The 15345-nt window shown below is 33.6% G+C and carries 10 protein-coding genes and 1 tRNA gene; 10 read left to right on the top strand and 1 reads right to left on the bottom strand.

Going from position 1 to position 15345, the window contains the following annotated elements:
* Positions 1 to 35 precede the first annotated feature (35 nt).
* The 9 genes from FGM02_RS05885 (at position 36) to FGM02_RS05845 (ending at position 14077) form a co-directional block, all read left to right on the top strand.
* On the top strand, positions 36 to 980 hold the full coding sequence (locus FGM02_RS05885; protein ID WP_139957379.1) for a 2-dehydro-3-deoxygalactonokinase: 945 nt from the start codon (positions 36 to 38) through the stop codon (positions 978 to 980).
* A complete protein-coding gene (locus FGM02_RS05880) occupies positions 973 to 1608 on the top strand; it encodes a bifunctional 4-hydroxy-2-oxoglutarate aldolase/2-dehydro-3-deoxy-phosphogluconate aldolase (protein ID WP_139957378.1) in 636 nt (211 codons plus the stop codon). Before FGM02_RS05885 ends, FGM02_RS05880 begins: the two co-directional genes overlap by 8 nt.
* Positions 1609 to 2155: 547 nt before the next feature.
* Positions 2156 to 5287, top strand: a complete 3132-nt coding sequence (locus FGM02_RS05875; RefSeq protein ID WP_243739360.1) for a SusC/RagA family TonB-linked outer membrane protein — start codon at positions 2156 to 2158, stop codon at positions 5285 to 5287.
* Between the two features lie 12 nt (positions 5288 to 5299).
* On the top strand, positions 5300 to 7072 hold the full coding sequence (locus FGM02_RS05870; protein ID WP_139957377.1) for a RagB/SusD family nutrient uptake outer membrane protein: 1773 nt from the start codon (positions 5300 to 5302) through the stop codon (positions 7070 to 7072).
* A 13-nt stretch (positions 7073 to 7085) separates the two neighbouring features.
* Positions 7086 to 8762, top strand: coding sequence for a SwmB domain-containing protein (locus FGM02_RS05865; RefSeq protein WP_139957376.1), 1677 nt, complete (start codon positions 7086 to 7088; stop codon positions 8760 to 8762).
* A 403-nt stretch (positions 8763 to 9165) separates the two neighbouring features.
* A complete protein-coding gene (locus tag FGM02_RS05860) occupies positions 9166 to 10395 on the top strand; it encodes an ABC-three component system protein (protein ID WP_139957375.1) in 1230 nt (409 codons plus the stop codon).
* Between the two features lie 2 nt (positions 10396 to 10397).
* The gene (locus tag FGM02_RS05855) at positions 10398 to 10910 is read left to right on the top strand and encodes a three component ABC system middle component (RefSeq protein ID WP_139957374.1); all 513 of its coding nucleotides are present in this window, start codon (positions 10398 to 10400) and stop codon (positions 10908 to 10910) included.
* Positions 10910 to 12922, top strand: a complete 2013-nt coding sequence (locus tag FGM02_RS05850; RefSeq protein ID WP_139957373.1) for a DUF3732 domain-containing protein — start codon at positions 10910 to 10912, stop codon at positions 12920 to 12922. The genes FGM02_RS05855 and FGM02_RS05850 overlap by 1 nt, the downstream gene beginning before the upstream one ends.
* Before the next feature lie 12 nt (positions 12923 to 12934).
* Complete coding sequence (locus FGM02_RS05845) at positions 12935 to 14077, top strand: pentapeptide repeat-containing protein (RefSeq protein ID WP_139957372.1); 1143 nt, start codon at positions 12935 to 12937, stop codon at positions 14075 to 14077.
* Positions 14078 to 14168: 91 nt separating this feature from the next.
* Here the strand turns inward: FGM02_RS05845 and FGM02_RS05840 are convergent.
* Positions 14169 to 14250: transfer RNA gene (locus tag FGM02_RS05840), tRNA-Leu, on the bottom strand.
* A 143-nt stretch (positions 14251 to 14393) separates the two neighbouring features.
* Here FGM02_RS05840 and FGM02_RS05835 point away from each other — a divergent pair.
* The gene (locus FGM02_RS05835) at positions 14394 to 15335 is read left to right on the top strand and encodes a ribose-phosphate pyrophosphokinase (RefSeq protein WP_139957371.1); all 942 of its coding nucleotides are present in this window, start codon (positions 14394 to 14396) and stop codon (positions 15333 to 15335) included.
* Positions 15336 to 15345: the final 10 nt, after the last annotated feature.

Raw genomic sequence — 15345 nt, 5'->3', positions numbered from 1 at the left:
CTTAAAGGCAAATAACGACAACAAAACAAGTACAAATGTCCGACTTAGAAAATTTCATTAGCTGCGACTGGGGAACCTCAAACTTTAGACTAAGATTAGTTGATCAAGAGACTTTACAAATAATTAAGGTTGTTGAAAGCAATGATGGCGTAAAAAAAGTTTACCAAAACTTCAAAGAACAAAGCATCGAAAAAAATCAAACTACTTATTTTCTTGATTTTTTGAAAAGTAAAATTGCCTTGTTAAACCTATCAAACACAAAAACTACGGTAGTTATTTCTGGCATGGCCTCATCTTCATTAGGTATGTACGAACTTGAGTACGCACCACTTCCATTTGGATTTAACGCAAATCAATTAATTTCAAAAACCATAAGGCCAACACCCGATTTAAAAATCATCATCGTTTCTGGAGCAAAATCCGAATCGGACGTCATGCGCGGAGAAGAAATTCAAGCCATTGGAATCGCAAGTAATTTACCAAATGACGAAGCAGGAATACTAATACTTCCTGGCACCCATAGCAAACACATAGAATTTAGCAACGGTGTTTTTAAAGATTTTACCACGTATATGACAGGTGAATTATTTGACACCATAGGCAGCAAAACAATCTTGGCCAATTCTTTGGAAAGAATAAAATGGAACGCAGCCTACGAAACTCATTTTTTAGAAGGAGTACAAAAAGCGAAAGAAGACAAGTTATTAGCATCTTTTTTTAGCATTCGAGCCAATGATCTTTTTGAAAAGAAAACAAAAGAGGAAAATTTCTATTTCCTTTCAGGCTTGTTAATTGGTGGCGAATTGGCCTATTTAAAAAATACCGACAAAAAAGTATATGTTGCCACAAACGGCACTTTGCGCAAACTTTACAAATTAGCCATAGAAGCCCTTACAGAACATTCCATTTTATTTGAAGAAACATTAATCGACCAAGCTTTATTAATTGGTCACAGAAAAATAGCATACAATCATGTCTAAACAAACATTCAATTGGGAAAAATTTAATGAAACTCCCGTGGTAGGAATTTTAAGAGGCTTTACCATGGCTGAAATTTTAGAAATCATTCCTATTTATAAAAAGTCAGGATTTTACACTGTTGAAATCACCATGAACTCTCCAAATGCAGAAGCATCTATCAGCAAACTAAGAGAAGAATTCCCTGAAATAAATGTAGGTGCAGGAACCGTTTGCAACATGGACGATTTGCACAGAGCCTTAGAAGCAGGTTCACAGTTTATTGTAACACCAATAATAGACGAAGCAGTAATTGCCTATTGTGTACAAAATAATATCCCTGTTTTTCCTGGAGCTTATACACCAACTGAAATTTACAAAGCATGGAGTTTAGGCGCCAATGCTGTAAAAGTTTTTCCGGCAACACAATTAGGAATTCGCTATATAAAAGATATTTTAGGCCCTTTAAACACCATTAAACTTTTACCAACCGGAGGCGTATCGAAAGACAATATTGCTAGCTTTTTTGAAGCAGGCTGTGTAGGAGCTGGAATGGGAGGTTCTTTATTCGATAGCAAATTGATCAAAGCAAAAGACTACGATGGCTTGGCCAAGCATTTTGATGAAGTAAAACGACTTAGCAGTTCCTAAAAAAAACAAACACAACTTTACAACTCCATAAGACATTCTGTTTTATGGAGTTTTTTTATTGCTCAAAAACCGTCAATGTTCTTAGCTCAATAAATACAACCACACTCCACATTTACACAATCTTACCCTTGTTCTGGTAAATTTTTAACATCACACGGTTTTCGACTCCTACAAAAGAAAAAATCTTCAACAAAAAAACTAACTAAAAACTAAACACGGCTTAAAAAAAACGTGACTTAGGTTCAATTCCTCTAGCAAAACATACAAAGCACTGCGCAACTAAAAGCTAAAAAAGCGAAAAACGGGTCTGGATAAGATTGTGCAAGTACCAGATAATTTTTGCGAATCTTCTATCTCCCTTTTCCATTCTCTTTGTAAGACCATTTCCTTTTCAACAGGAAACGAACACCACTAAATTTTAACCAGACCATGAAGGAACGAATAAAGTTCTTAGTTACAAAACGGAATTTCGATTGACTTCTGTCAAAAAATTCCAATCTCTAAAAAATAACGAATTCAAAAAAAACCAAAAACTAAAGTCAAACCAATGAAAATCAAAAATTCAAGATTATTAGAAAAAAGTGTCTTTAGATACACACTGCTCGCTTTGTTTGCGATCTGTTGTACTTTAAATTTACAGGCACAGCAAAAAATTCCAGTAAAAGGAATTATTACTGGAGCAGAAGACGGAATGCCAATTCCTGGCGTAACCATTATTATCCAAGGAACTTCAACGGGTACAACTTCCGATTTTGACGGAAACTACGTGATCAATGCAAAACTTAACGACGTATTAATTTTTAATTATGTTGGCATGGTTACCAAATCTTTAAAAGTAAAAAGCGGTGAAATAAATGTAGTGCTTTCTGCCAATGTGGAAGATTTAGATGAAGTAATTGTAATTGGTTACGGATCGGTAGCAAAAAAAGAAATAACAGGTGCTGTAACCAGAGTAAAAGCAGAACAACTTGAAAAAATTGTTTCTTCAGATTTAGGAAACATGCTTCAAGGACAAGCGGCCGGTGTAAATGTTATCGCTTCTGCAGATCCTGGAGGTGATTCCGAAATATTAATTAGAGGTGTAACGACCATAGCAGGATCAAATACGCCGTTGTATGTTGTTGATGGAATTATCCAAGAAGGTGACCCTAGAATTGCACCAAGCGATATTGAAACAATTGATATTTTAAAAGATGTTGCTTCTACCGCAATTTACGGATCTCGTGGAGCTACAGGGGTTATTTTAATAACAACAAAACAAGGTACTCCTGGTTCTTTAACGGTAAGAACAAATGCCAGTTATTCTATTCAACATAGAAATGCTGCCAATCCTTTGATGAATTCTGTTGAGCAAACTTATTTTGATATTGTAACGCAAAGAAATGTGGTTGGTGCTTTTGATGATGAAGTAATTTTACGAGTTTCAACTTCTCCGGTAAACTTTCAAAACGAAACCAACTTAAATGACATTATTTTCAATAATAATGTACCAACACAAAATTACAATGCCAATATTTCTGGTGGAACAAAAGATATTACCTACAATGTTTCCTTAGGATATTTCAATCAAAAAGGTTTGTTAATCAATTCCAATTTCGATCGATTTAACGTTCGGTCAAATACCACTTATACAAAAGATAAATTAAGAATTCAAACAAGTGTCGGAATGACTTTGGAAGATAGAGATATTCCGCAAAATCATTTGATCAATCAAACGGTTCGTTATTTACCTACGCAAAACACTATTGATTTAGATGCCGATGAAGATTTAGAAAGCTTGGGTGGTGACAATTCCAATCGACTAGGATGGGTACTTAATAGTGTGAATACGACGCAAAACAGAAGATCTGTAAGAACATTTGGTTCTGTACAATTGAACTATAAATTTACTGAAGCTTTAGATTTAACAACCAATACAGGACTGAATACTACGACAAACTACGAAAGAAGATTTGTTCCTCACCAACAAGTGACCAACCTTCAAAATGGAGAAGTGAGCGATCCGTCAAACAGTTCTATCCGAATGAGTAGTTCGTACAACACAAGTTTTTATACAGATGCAGGATTAAATTATGTAAAAAATCTTGACGACCATAAATTTACAGGTACTTTTTACTTGTCTTACCAAAAACAAGTGTACGACAATTATTGGGCGTCAAAAACAGGCGCTTTAAACCCAGATATCCAAGTATTAAACGAAGCTGTTTTAGATGCTGATGTTGGTAACAATTCCAATTACAATCAACAAATTTTTAGTGCTTTGGGTAGAATACAATATGCTTACAAAGGACGTTACTTATTAAGTTCAAGTATTCGTAGAGATGGTAGTTCTAGATTTGGAAAAGAAAATATTTTTGGAATGTTCCCTTCTACTTCTATTGGTTGGAATATTTCTGATGAAGATTTTTGGCAACCAATGAAACAGGTGGTCAATAATTTTAAATTCAGAGCATCTAATGGTACGGTAGGTAATTCTAGAATTTCTCCATATGCCTATGCTGCCGGAATCACAAAAAATATCGACTATGTTTCTACAAATTCCGAAGGAAACGAAAGCATTGCTTCTGGAGCTATACAAGTAGACTATGCAAATCCTGATATCAAGTGGGAAACTAAAACAGAAACAAATATTGGTGTGGATTTAGGTTTGTTTAGAAACAAATTAACCATTTCCGCAGAATACTATGACATCTCTAACAAAGACATGTTATTCCAGTACACATTGCCAAGTTCTGTAGGTGCAGGAAGAAACGGAAACGTTGTTTTAAATATTGGAAACATGACCAATAAAGGAACCGAATTAACTGTTGGTTACCGAGGAAAAACAGGAAAAGTAACCTGGAGAATGAACGGAACTTTTACCACCAACGAAAACAAGATCACAAAAATTAATGGACAAGATGATTTCTTGTACACCAACGATTATGGCTTGGTAAACGGAGCAACTACACAATCAAGAGTTACAGCTTTGGCTGTAGGACGAGAAGCTGGTGCTTTTTATTTATTAAGAACAAACGGAATTATTGATACAGACGAAAAGCTTATCGCTTACAACGCCTTAGATGCAAACGCAAAAATGGGAGATGTTATTTATATCGATCAAAAAACGGTTGACACCAACAATGATGGAATTGCAGATATAGGCGATGGAAAAATTTCTGAAGATGACAGAGTTTATAGCGGTAGTGGTTTGCCAGAATACGAATTGGGCTACCGTTTCAATGCCAATTATAAAAATTTCGATTTTTCTATGAACTGGTACGCTGCATTAGGACAAGAAATTATGAATGGAGGTAAAGCAAATGCCTATGCCTATGGAAGACACAAAGATTTAATTTACCAGTGGTCTCCTCAAAATACGGAAACAACCATTCCTGCCTATAGAGGAGATATCAAAAAACACACAAACTTTTTGGGTTATAATGATTTATGGTTGGAAGATGGTTCGTACTTACGTTTAAGACAAGTTACCCTAGGATACAGTCTTCCTAAAAAAACCATCGAAAAAATGGGCATAAATAGATTGCGTTTTTATGTAAGTGCACAAAACCCATTAACCTTTACCAAATACACAGGATACAATCCTGAAGTAGGAGGAGGAATTACGGCAAGAGGACTAGACAAAGGAGTTGCCCCAGTATCTGCGCAATATTTGATGGGAATTAACTTTAACTTTTAAAAATTTAGCATCATGAAACATATCATATTAAAATATACCCTATACCTATTCACCTTAAGCTTATTGAATGCTTGTAGTGAAGAAGATTTGTACGAAGTTGACCCTAACAGAACGTCAACCGCCAACTATTGGCAAGATTTGTCTGAAACACAAACCGGCTTAAACGCTGCTTACCACATTTTAAATAGCGAATACACCCTAAATATTATTGAAGAATCTTTACGATCTGACATGGGCTGGCCAGGTTATGGTAGACCAACACCTAATGCTATTAATGAATTTTACAACCAAACCTTCAATAATGGAAATCCGACTATTGGCTACAAATGGGAAAACAATTACCAAGGTATTTTTAGAGCCAATCAGGTTATAGAAGGCTTGACCCCTTTGGAAGGAACTGTAAATGAAGAAGAATGGACCTCTCAAATGGCACAAGCACGTTTTTTAAGAGGCTTGTATCACTTCTATTTATACACAACGTTTAACAATGGAAGTATTATTATTCGTAATGAAACACCAAAAGGAGCTGCAGATTACGACAAAGCACTTTCTAGCGCAGAAGAAGTAATTGCCTTTATTAGAGAAGATTTAGAATATGCCTATGCCAACCTATATGCAAAAGGAGAATACCCTACAAACTTAGGGGTTGGATATGCAACATCAGGAGCTGCGGCTACTATTTTAGGAACTAGTTATTTGTATGAATTGAACTACAACAAAGCAATGACTTATTTCGAAGACGTAATCAACAATCACAATTATGAATTGGTTACCGACATGGATTTGTTATTTACAACTGCAGGAGAACACAATGCAGAATCAATTTTTGAAATCAATTGCAACAACACACTTTTTCCTGAAGCCAACCTATGGAATGGTGAAGCTTTTTCTAGCCGATTGGCACAACTTACAACCAATTCAACAGGATCTGTGGCACCCGCTTGGTTGGTGTATGAATACAAGATTGAAAATCAAAAAATGGATCCTTTAGATGAAAGGAATTATTACCAAGATGAAACCAATGGAAGAACGGCTCGTAATGTTTCTTTAAGAACCTCTGCCATGATGGCCATTGTTGAAGACGAACAAACACCTTATTACCTTACAGCTTCTGTTACAGAAAATATGAAAATAAAATGGGACGGCTGGGGCTTTGGTTGGCACAAAAAATTCTCAAACCACGATATTGTTGAGTCGGAAAGCGACTTGCCTGGAGGAAGTATTCGTTCTGGAAAAAACATTACTTTAAATAGATTGGCAGATGTTTATTTAATGCAAGCAGAATGCTTGATCAAAACAGGCGACCTACCTGGAGCTTTAGAATTGATCAATAAAATACGCCAACGTTGGGGATTGGTATCTTTAGGCTTGTCTGGTTTTGACACAGCACATACTTATGATGAAGAAATTTACGACGAAACTTCTTTAATGAAACATTTAATGGATGTGGAAAGACCTTTGGAATTATCCTTAGAAGGGCATGCCATTCGTTTCTTAGATTTAAAAAGATGGGAAAAATCAGAAGGAATTACCGTAAAACAACGATTTGAAAAATTATCAAACGAAGTGTATTACGCTTTGCACTATCCTTTTGTAGATTCTAAAGGAGCCAACAAATGGAGATGGGATGCTTCTATTGTTCGTACTGCAACACCACCTACTCAAAACAATTTCAAAACCATCGATTTTGAGTACGATGTGCCTTTCCAAAATTACAACGATGCTTCTCATGGAACCTACCCAATTCCATTGATTGAACTTAATGCTAACAACAAAATCAACTAAAAACAAACCTATTATGAAAAAATTAGGAATACTATCCTATGTATTCAGCTTACTATTTTTAGTGAGTTGTGCTGAGGAATACGCAGATTATACACCCGTAGACGAATTAACCGATGTGTCTTGGTACATTAGCTACGATCCTTATTCTCAAAATCCTTTTGATGTAGCTACAGAAAGTTTTATGTCTTTTATGGATTTATCACAAGGAGCTGTTAGCCATGAATGGATTATTGAAGAAGGAAATCACTTTTTAAAAGAAGGCTATAAAAGAAATGATTCTTTGGCTTTATTTATTGATGCAGAAGCTGGACTTTCAACAAACAAAGCCAAAGCACATGTTTTGCTAAGAAACAACGGACTAAACAGCATTCGATTAATTAACAAGTTTAAAGAACCTGTTGCCTATAACGGAAAAGAGAGTCAACCAAAAGCAAAAAAAGTTGGTGACCTTTGGGTGCTTGACACTACTTTTGTTTTTGATGTTTACGGAAAATTATTGCCAGCTTTTAAAGTTATGCAAGGAGACACAGAATTGATCAATATTACAAAAGAAGATCTTATTTCGGCAGCTGATAGCAACACTTGGCCAACGGTAAAAGTAGAAGCAGGAGCTTCCTTAACTTTTATCGATTTAACCACAGAAGACAGACCAAACAGTCGTTCGTGGTCTATCAACAACGGTGCACCCGCAAATTCTAACTTAGAATCGGCGACCATAAAATTCTTTCAACTAGGAACAAACCCGGCAGGAACTTTAAAGTCAATAAGATCTGGAGAATTGCCAGCAGCCAATGCTTCCAAATTAATTCCTTTACATGTTGAAGTGGTACCCTCTTCTCAACCTTTTGTGTTAAACGGCAATTTAAAAGAAGACGAAAATGAAGTTATTTCATTCCAAGTAACCGGAGAAGTTGCTCCGTTTTCTGGTGAAGAAGGAAGTTTTACAGTAGACGTTAAAGATGTTGGAACTATTGCCGTTAAAAATGCAAAAGTAAGTGCCGAAAATGCTACAAGAATTGAATTGACCTTAGCGCAGCCTATTTACAACTCAGATGAAATTAAAGTCTCTTATCAAGGCGGAAATATCAAATCGAGTGACACACGTGACTTGGCAGAATTTACCGATAAATTGGTAAGCATGCATTACGAAAACAACATTCTAACAAGCAATAGTTGGTCGGGGTATGAAACAGCACACGGAGCAGCCAACAGAGGTTATTTAGGGCCTGATGGCGCTTTTTGGGTAGGTGCAAACGGAACAGAGGCCGATCCAAATTGGTCAAGAGCATTGGATAAGAAATTTGAAGGTGACGCCAGTGCAAAATTCTCAGTAGATGGGGTTTCAAAAGCATTCCAACTACATCATTATGGTTTGGGAACTATTGACCTTATTCCGGCAGGAACCTATAAAGTTTCTATAATGGTGAACGTTGCCACTGGTACTACGCTAGACAGATTTAGACTATGGGGAGGAGAAGTAACTGAGCTAGGACCTTTATCTTGGGATCTTACCGATGTAGCTCGTGATGAATGGGTGAAAATTGAGCATACGGTTACTTTAGCAGCTATCGACTCAAAGAAAAAAGTTAGTTTTAATGTAAACCCTGGAGACAATCCAAATGCAATCACAGGACGACAAACTTTCTATTTCGATAACTTCTCATTAATACCTGTGGAAGTAAGACCATAAGTAGTTTCAACTTTTTCAAACTCAAAAACCCCATCTAACTTTGTTGTTAGATGGGGTTTTTGGTTTAAATTTCTTGCATAAAAAAAGCCGACTTAAACAAGTCAGAATTACTATCCTTCAATCTTTAAATCGATTAAAGTATCATCCACTGATTGAATATCCAACTTCAATTGGTTAATCTCAGCAATAAAGCTAATACTCTTTCTTCTTATTGAAATTAATATTTTCTTTTTCATCTACAACTTCAACACCGTCATTATAAACACTAAAAATAACAATGTAAGAATCATAAAGGCGACAATTAAAATTATCTAAAAAACAATTCTTTTCATTCCTCCTACTCATAATCAAACACAAAATTTAAGTAACATAAAAATCTTATATTTACTAAAAAAAATGAAAAATGTCTGACTCCGCAAAAGGTTCAGTTTCCGGCTACCTCTTTCAGTTTGAAAGAGCCTTGTTATTATTATCAAATCTTAACGAAACTACAGATTACATCTCTATTGAAAATGTTGATGATATTGCATCACATAACAAAGACGGCACCGTATTAATAGCCGACCAAGCTAAACACAGCATAGCTGAAAGCGGAACAACCTTTAATGATACTTCATATTCATTATGGAGAACCATACAGATCTGGATAACCAAATTGGAATCAAACATCTTCGATTCCAATACAGAATTTATATGTTCTACTAATAAAACAATAAAAACAGAATCTTTGCTTCACTTTATATGTAATAACAATTATAAAGACGCAAAGAAGAGGATTATAGAAATTCAAAATTCTCAAAAAGAGAAATTAAAAACGATACAGTCAAAAAATAACGACGGTAAATACGTAAAAAAAATACTACAACTAATCAACTTCGCCTTAACAAAAGAATCCTTTTTAAAACAAGTTCTAGAAAAACTAAAAATTGAAGACAACAATAACTTAAAAAAAATAATATTCAATAAACTACTTTTAAACTCTACTCACCTTACTAACATTCAAAAAAACGAGGTTTACGACTCTATGATTGGCTGGTTAGTAAATCACAGTTTTCATATGTGGAACAACTCAAATGAAGCCATATTTCACAAACAAAAAATGGATTCCAAATACCAATATTGCATCTCTAAAATATCCACAAACATTACATTATTTAGAAAAACCGATTTTTTTAAGATCGATCAACATCAAGTTAAAACAAAAAGCGATGAACTATTCGTAAAACAAATAGACATAATAGACAGAAGGCTAGATTCCAAAAACAGAATAATAAGAAGAGCCATTGAAGATTATATAAGATATGAGATTGAACATACATATATAATAAATCAAGTAGGAGAAATTACCAAAGAAGACTTTAATAAATATCTCAAGACATGCTATAGAGAATGGCAAAAATATTTTGACAAAAAAATCACTTTAGAATTAGAACAATACAGCAGTATAGAAAAAAACAAAATCGCTATTAAGATATACGACTACGTAATGAATGACCTAGAAGTAAATTTCAATGAAGATTATTTAATAAGTAACAAAAATGAATATATAAAAAATGGCAGTTTTTTAAAGCTATCCAACACCCCTGAGATAGGCTGGCATCCAGATTGGGAAATCAAATTCAAAAAACAATAATTATGAACTCCGAAACAAAAGAACTAAGTCTATATGACATAATGCAAAACACTGCCTTAAGTGCTTTAGCTTGCCACAGTTTCACTCTCGGATATCACAAAGTAGCAAGAAACAAAGTGAACACACAAAACTACCCACCCTTAAAATACTTTTTCTTCATTTTACCTATTGTATATCATAAAGACACCCGTTCAACATTCAAAAGCTCAAGAGAACTCCATAATGCAATTCTTAAGAACCAAGAAATTATACTAGGACTTCAATCTAGAGCCAACAAAATGACACCACAAACATTTGACGCTCTAAACATAGCTTTCAGTAAAAACATACTGACTTACAACAATAAAAACATAGAACTAATGAGAGGATTTTCATCGAAACTAATAAAGATTGAATCAAGTCTAGGAAGGGAAAACATAACAAAAAGCATTCAAGATTCTGCTTATAAGCTTGGAAATATATTCGCCAAAAACGCAGAAAAAAACATTCAATTAGAATTAAACATCAGATTTTAATGCAATTATATATAAAAAACATAATTCTATACCCAAAGAACCACAAATTCTCTCCGAAAATTTTAACCTTCAAAGAAGATAAAATCAATATAATAACTGGATATAGTCAAAGAGGAAAATCCGCAATAATAGATATAATTGACTATTGTTTAGCTAGTAGCGATTGCGATATTCCTATTGGAACAATACGTAATAAAGTAGAAGTGTTTGCCCTGTATCTAAAATTCAACGATGAATATATATTTCTTGGTAGAGAAAATTTTGAAGAATCAAAATCAACAATGTATTTCTATAAGGAAAGTGAACCAGGTGAACGAAAATCTTTAAGAACTAACGAATGGTTAAATCATAAGAACGAATACAAAGCAAATAAAGATTATATCAAGAAAATGTTAAACGACATGGCTGGGTTTAAAAATATAGCTAGCGAAAAAAGCACAAGTAACAATTTCAACGGACCAGCAAGTTTCCGTGACACTGCTGCTTTTCAATTTCAAACACAAAATATTATAGCAAACCCATCAACTATGTTTTACAAAACAGACACATGGGAACACTTGCAAAAACTCAAAACAGTTTTCCCTCTAATCCTAGGTTACAAATCATACGAAATTCTTGAACTAGAAAAAGAAATTCAAGAACTAGAAACTGTTAAGAACAATAAACTAAAGAAGTTTGAAGAAATCAAATTACAATACAACAGTTGGCAATCAGACATCTATGAGTTTTATTCTGAAGCAATACAACTTGGGCTAACAGCTTCAGACATAGACATTAGCACATCAACTGTAGATACACTCAATGAAGAGCTATCAAAAATCATCTTAAATTCAAAAAAAGGATTCCTATACAATAAAGGAGCTGCAAATAGATTTTCAGAAAAAGCAAGAGAACTAAGTCAAAAAAGAAATGAACTAACCAGAGAACTAGGGAAGTTAAAAACCAATTCATACAAAATACAAGAACTTAATAATTCTAAAGACGAGTATTTTATTGACGTTGTATCTGAAAAAGAAAATAGACTTAAACCCGTTGAATGGTTCTTAAAACAAAAAGGAACTAATCAATGCCCATTTTGCGACTCTAAATCGACCAAAGCAATTGAACAGCTACTTTCTTTAAATGACGAAAAAGCAGATAACAAAATCATCTTAGGAAACTCTAAATCACTAACGCTCAGTTTTGAAAATGAAAAATCAGCTATCATTCAAGAAATTAAAACAAAGGAAGAACTTCTAGTAAAACTTGACAGTAATCTAAACATACTACTTAGTGAAATTAAAGTAAATGAAAAATCTTACCAAAAATCATTTGAATTTATTGGTAAGATAATACATGCACTAGAAAACTTAAAAAAAATATCTCCATCAGGAAATTTAGAAGAAGAAATTATCAAAATCAAAATTGAGATTAACACAAAGAAAAGAACTTTAACTGGTCTAAAAAGCAAGTTCGACAAAGAAACCTCCCTCGAGAAACTAACCAATACCATTGGCAAGTATACTCAATTACTACCTATAGAAGACAAAAAAACTAAAAAAGTACACCTAGATCCTGACCAAAGCATAAATATAAAAATTGAAGATACAATTACTAGAGATAAACATTTCTTATCAAGACTAGGTAGTGGAGCAAACCATATGAGTTATCATATTGCTACAATCCTTGGACTACATCATTTTTTCAACAAACTTCAAGTAAATAAAAAACCAAACTACATACCTTCATTTATAGTATTTGATCAACCTAGCCAAGTATACTACCCTGACCAAGAAAAATTGCAAAACATCAAAGAGGATTCAAAAGACTTCACAGACACAAAAAAGATTTTTGAAACCTGTGTTGCTTTTATGAAAAATACAAATCAAAACATTCAAGTTATTATACTAGAACATGTTTCAAAAACGACATGGTCAGGAATTGACGACAAATACTTCCATCAAACTGCAGAATGGAGAGGCAAGGAAAACACTGAAGAATATGATGCTCTAATACCAATGGAATGGCTCTAAAATGAATATGTAATGACATCTGAAACAAACTATTACAAAACACAAACAGAACCAAACCCTATTGATGGCAACAAAGACATACGAGAGAATGATTTTAAAAAAATTTTAAAAAAAGCTATAACTGAGAACAGTAGATTATTTTTTAGAAATTGTACTTTCACTGAACAAATAAGTATCTCAAATTACTCTTTCCACCAAAAAGTAAGATTTCATAATTGCATTTTTAAGAAAGACATTAACTGTAAAAACACAACATTTAATCAATTAGTAGATTTTTACCAATCGACTTTCGAAGACAATCAATACTTTCATTTAACCGATTTTCTAAATATTTCTATTTTCTCAGAAGTTACGTTTAAAAAAGCGGCAATCTTTAGACATTGTAAAATAGACCCTTCAAGTACTTATATTAGTTTTGAAAAAGCTGTTTTTGAAAATGGATTGGATATCTCAAATGCTAATTTCTGGTGCACGCTCCAAGTATATGGAATTGAAGTAAAAAACTCAATCCCGTTGCCAAATTCTTTTGAATTCTATAAAAGATGTAGCCCACTAAAAGAATGTAAGCATCATTATAACAAATGCAGAAATAAAAAAAATAATACTATGTGCTTTAGACATGAAACTCAATGCACGCAAACTATCTTGAAAGAAAGTTTAAAGGGAATACGTGAATCTTACAGAAGAGTCAAGCAAGAATTTAGAAAAAACGAAAACCATATAGAAGCATTAGATTTTCATCATCACGAAATGACAATTTTCAGAGAAGAACTGAGATACAAAAAGGAAAAAAGAAAAAGAAAAAATCAAATAATACTATACTTAAATAAAATATCTAATGATTATAGAAGAAACTGGTTTCAAGGGCTGAAATTCACAATGATCTACACAGGAATACCTCTATATCTATTAATCCTATTAATTTTGTATAACAACCATAATAATGATGTATACTCAATTGAATTCATTAAAAGTAATTTCACAAAAATTGCAAGTGATTTTTTACAATTTATGAATCCATTCAATCTTAAATATTTTCCATTCGATCAACATGATGAATACTTTGCATTAATAATTGCTAGTATCGGTAAATTAATTATTGGTTTTGGATACTACCAAACAATACAAGCTTTTAGAAAATACGGAAAGAACTAAATATGAAGAATTCAAAAAAACACGATACAAAAACTGTACAATTTACTCCATAAAAAAAGCCAACTCATAAGAGTCGGCTTTCATTCGATTGTACCTTGGGCGGGAATCGAACCCGCACTTCCGAAAAAACTGGATTTTGAATCCAGCGCGTCTACCAATTCCGCCACCAAGGCTTTTTCGTAATTGGACTGCAAATGTAAAAAAAAAATTCAATTCTCAACGTATTAATTTAAAAACTATGCTCCAAAGCGTTAAATTATTTCTATTTTTGCAAAATCAAAACAACAACTAACAACACACATATTTCTTTTAAAGCATGTCTAACAATCAATTAGCACCAAAAGTATTTGCTTGTTCACAAAGTATTGGATTAGCAGAAAAAATTGCAAAAAGTTACGGAACCGAATTAGGAAAGATCAATATCTCACGTTTTAGTGATGGTGAATTCCAACCAGCATTTGAAGAATCAGTAAGGGGACGACGTGTTTTTATCGTTGGATCTACTTTTCCAAACTCAGACAACCTGATGGAAATGTTATTGATTTTAGATGCCGCCAAAAGAGCATCTGCAAGACATATCACTGCAGTTATGCCTTATTTTGGATGGGCTCGTCAAGATAGAAAAGACAAACCTCGTGTAGCTATTGGTGCAAAACTAGTAGCAAACTTATTGCAAACAGCAGGAGCAACAAGAATAATGACGATGGACTTGCATGCAGATCAAATTCAAGGATTTTTTGAAAAACCAGTGGATCATTTATTTGGTTCTACTATTTTCATGCCTTATATCCACAGTTTAGGTTTAGAAAACATTACCATGGCCTCTCCAGATATGGGGGGTTCAAAAAGAGCTTATGCGTATTCTAAACACTTACAAAGTGAAGTAGTTATTTGTTACAAACAACGTTTAAAAGCGAATGTAATTGATACTATGGAACTGATTGGAGAAGTAAAAGGTAAAAATGTAATCTTAGTAGATGACATGATTGATACCGGAGGAACGCTTGTAAAAGCTGCTGATTTAATGGTTGACAAAGGAGCTTTAAGTGTGCGTGCCATCATTACACATCCTTTACTTTCTGGTGATGCTTATGAGAAAATAGAGAACTCTAAATTATTAGAATTGATCGTTTCAGATTCTATTCCATTAAGAAAGCAGAGTTCTAAAATAAAAGTTGTAACTTGCGCGCCTTTGTTTGCAGAGATCATGCACAAAGTACAAGACAACAAATCGATTAGCGATTTGTTTATAATTTAAGTGAATAATT

This window comes from Flavicella sediminum, assembly GCF_006381105.1.
In the GTDB taxonomy this organism is placed as follows: domain Bacteria; phylum Bacteroidota; class Bacteroidia; order Flavobacteriales; family Flavobacteriaceae; genus Flavicella; species Flavicella sediminum.
This window is presented reverse-complemented; position numbering and strand designations above follow the sequence as displayed.